This window comes from Pontibacterium sp. (assembly GCF_041587635.1).
In the GTDB taxonomy this organism is placed as follows: domain Bacteria; phylum Pseudomonadota; class Gammaproteobacteria; order Pseudomonadales; family Balneatricaceae; genus Pontibacterium.
This window is the reverse complement of sequence record NZ_JBFGYC010000689.1, coordinates 1-1,847: the sequence shown is the minus strand read 5'-3', so window position 1 is coordinate 1,847 and position 1,847 is coordinate 1. Positions and strand designations below refer to the sequence as shown.

The window sequence follows — 1,847 nt, the reverse complement described above, 5'->3', positions numbered from 1 at the left end:
GGGATTAGCTTAAACGCGGAGATTCTTCAGCGACTGGAGGAAAGCTTCATTCCCTCAGGAGCAAAACCGGATGAGCTACAGTCGATGCACGACATGGCATTCATCGCCTTCCAGGAGACGAGCGATGACTTTGAGAAGGAGTTGACTGAGCGAATTGGACGATGGGCGGCGAAGAAGATGCTGGAGAAGCATCCTGAGGTCGAATTACCGGAGAGTGCCGTTATTCCTTTTGCTCTAGAGGAGTTGTTCGGCAAGGCCGCAGCTATGATTGCTCGCGGCGTCACGGACGAAGAAATTGATAGCTTAAAGCGACAAGCAGAGTCAAGCGATAAGAATTGGCCTGATTAGTATAGGATAACAGTCTATACAGAGGCTTCATCCGGAATTCGGACGAAGGGGAGATACGCTCAGATTTGAGCGTATCGTTTGGTCTCCCCAGATTTGGGGGCACTGTACCTCCCTTGAAGCTGACCCGCAATTTGGATTAGCTTTGAGCGCTTAGTTGCGACGAAATTCGCCGGAACAGTGGGCGCGTTCCAAAACTAGACAGATCTGTCCAGTTTCTTCACTACCCCTAAAGCGGGCGCAAGATCTGCGCTCGAGGCGCTACGAAAGTCTCGTAGTGTATAGCTTGTTCATCCACCATTGGTGGACGGATCTCTTCGGTGTCTTCGTCCAGTTTCTTCACTGCCCCGAAACAGGGTAGTGCCGCTGTATGGAAGATCACTACACAAAAAAGGTAGTGCAAAATTTAACCTCCACCAGTGGAGGGCGTTAAGTAGCTAAGGCAGAATCCTGCCTTAGATCAGCCCGGATTTGGGCGCATTAAAAAAGGCTCCCGAAGGAGCCTTTCTTTTATCAAGTAGAAGCGATCACGCCAACGCGCTCGCGGTGGAAGTCCTTTTGCCCCCAAAGCCACTTCTTCTGCGCATTCAGTTGCTTCTCGGTTTCGATGATGTACAGGTGCCCATTGGAAATGTCACCCGCCGCAGCGATCAATTCGTCTGACTCCATGGCCTCAAGCAGCAATCCTTCCCACATGCGGTGGCCGTCACGAGTCTGCTCGGAATCGCTGACAACAATGTTGTAGCTGTCGACCAGCATATTAAAGAACACCGCCTGAACCAGGTCGCGTGTCGCTTTACCATCACCAGTACGACCAACAGCACGCCAAATCATCACCTGGCTTACTGGCTTATCGTCACCTACTTTATCCAAGTGCAGGTCCAGCTTTTCTACGCGATTGAAGTACGCTACGCGCTCAGTCTTATGATTAAGCATAAACACTTCAAGCTCGGTGACAGCATTAGGGTGCTTTACCATGCGCAGCTCGTAACCTTCAGGCACCTGAAAGCCGATCTGCTGACTGATATCCTCGCCAGCGATAGCGTTCAGACGAGCGTATTCGTCACCGTTCTGATCAGGGTCAGAAAAGTGCTCAAATAGCTCCGCATCGCGGTCATCGTCTAGGAGGAATGGCATTCCGTTTGCTCCGAACTTAAATGTAATCATAATGGCGGCCCAGAATTGAGAGAAACTGTGCAACACTGTTAAACGTTAAATATACCAGATGTGTACGATATTGTGCATAAGGGGTGTATGAAACAGTTAATTCTAATATAGGAACTTACACAGGTGTGTACGAAATGGGCATCCTCAAGCTGGCTTAGAATTTCAGCCAGCCTGAGAATTAGATGAGTCCAAATTTGGGCGCATTAAAAAAGGCCCCCGAAGGAGCCTTTCTTTTATCAAGTAGAAGCGATCACGCCAACGCGCTCGCGGTGGAAGTCCTTTTGCCCCCAAAGCCACTTCTTCTGCGCATTCAGTTGCTTCTCGGTTTCGATGAT

Annotated in this window: 2 protein-coding genes; one reads left to right on the top strand and one right to left on the bottom strand. The window is 49.9% G+C overall.

What is annotated here, in order from left to right:
- Positions 1-348 (top strand): hypothetical protein (locus ABYW01_RS20755; RefSeq protein ID WP_372836428.1); only part of this gene is annotated, 348 nt, incomplete at its 5' end.
- Positions 349-858: 510 nt separating this feature from the next.
- Here ABYW01_RS20755 and ABYW01_RS20750 read toward each other — a convergent pair.
- A complete protein-coding gene (locus tag ABYW01_RS20750; protein ID WP_372836427.1) occupies positions 859-1,482 on the bottom strand; it encodes a hypothetical protein in 624 nt (207 codons plus the stop codon).
- Positions 1,483-1,847: the final 365 nt, after the last annotated feature.